Source organism: Pedobacter sp. HMWF019, assembly GCF_003061025.1.
Lineage (GTDB): Bacteria > Bacteroidota > Bacteroidia > Sphingobacteriales > Sphingobacteriaceae > Pedobacter.
On the sequence record NZ_QAIL01000618.1, the window covers coordinates 1 to 1218 of the forward strand.

Genomic DNA, 1218 nt, shown 5'->3' on the forward strand with positions numbered 1-1218 from the left:
GTTATGAATAAAAATGTAAAATATATAGACTGGGGGCTGATCGATTACCAACAGGCCTGGGACCAACAGGAAGAAATTTTTAATCAGACTGTAGCCCTTAAAACGGCAAACCGTACCAATCATACGGAAATTGAAACCCCCAATGTGCTGATCTTTTGCGAACACCCTCATGTATATACGCTAGGGAAAAGTGGTTTGCCGGAGAATTTACTATTGGATGAAAAGGGTCTGGAGGAAAAACAGGCTACCTATTATAAAATAAACAGGGGCGGTGATATTACCTATCATGGTCCGGGCCAGATCGTAGGATATCCTATACTTGATCTGGACAATTTTTTTACTGACATTCATTTATATCTGAGAACCCTCGAAGAGGCGGTTATTCTCACTTTAAAGGATTATGGCGTTGAGGCGGGGAGGTACCCAGGCTATACCGGGGTTTGGCTGGATGCGGATAACGAAAAGGCCAGGAAGATCTGCGCTCTGGGCGTAAGGTGTAGCCGCTGGGTGACCATGCATGGTTTTGCTTTTAATGTGAATACGGATTTGGACTATTTCAAAAACATTGTTCCTTGCGGAATAGATGATAAGGATGTGACTTCGTTGAAGCGTGAGCTTGGGCGTGAACTGGATATGGAAGAAGTTAAGACTGTTCTCAGAGGCCATATTGCGGATCTGTTCTCTATGAAACTGGATGTTTAGTTTTATCTGTCTGGATTAATTTCCTTTCTTGTGTTTTTGAGGGGGGTATCATTGGAATTTTTAGGAGACCTGCTTCCAGGCTGCGCGATATCAGGCGGCCGAAGGGGCCGCAGATCTCTAAGGCCTTCCAGCAGGTCTCCTAAAAATTCCTCAGCATATTGGCTAGTGAGGGTGGTAACCTTGCCATTCTTATCTTTTTTTCAGTAACCTTATATATATAGCCTATCCATCTATAGTAGTATACAATAGATGGATAGGCTATATAGCGCTTAGTCAGGGGCTATACCAAGCGGCGGACGCAGATAAACGCGGTATGCCTGTGAACCGGACCAGGATGCGCATTTCCCGAATGAGCTGCGTTTGAAGTGCGGTTTTGATCCGTGACTGGCCAGTTTTGATTATAGGTCGTTGTTCCTTTCCTTTGAGCTCCATTGTTATTTTACTCCTTGCCGATCCATCTTGTCCGTTTCTGCCTCCTGCCGTTTCTGCACCCTCCTGTGCACTTTGCCGGGAAAA

The 1218-nt window shown here is 45.0% G+C and carries 2 protein-coding genes; one reads left to right on the forward strand and one right to left on the reverse strand.

Features of this window, described 5'->3' with window-relative positions; all coding sequences use genetic code 11:
- Positions 1–3 precede the first annotated feature (3 nt).
- Positions 4–702, forward strand: coding sequence for a lipoyl(octanoyl) transferase LipB (gene lipB, locus DBR11_RS29200; RefSeq protein WP_108556039.1), 699 nt, complete (start codon positions 4–6; stop codon positions 700–702).
- Between the two features lie 273 nt (positions 703–975).
- On the opposite strand, the gene DBR11_RS29820 is transcribed toward lipB, so the two are convergent.
- The coding region (locus DBR11_RS29820) for a hypothetical protein (protein ID WP_158275414.1) at positions 976–1218 on the reverse strand (243 nt) is incomplete at its 5' end.

Bases quoted from the DNA above. Each gene is read 5' to 3' on its own strand.
- lipB (WP_108556039.1), top strand. From the start codon at position 4: ATGAATAAAAATGTAAAATATATAGACTGGGGGCTGATCGATTACCAA.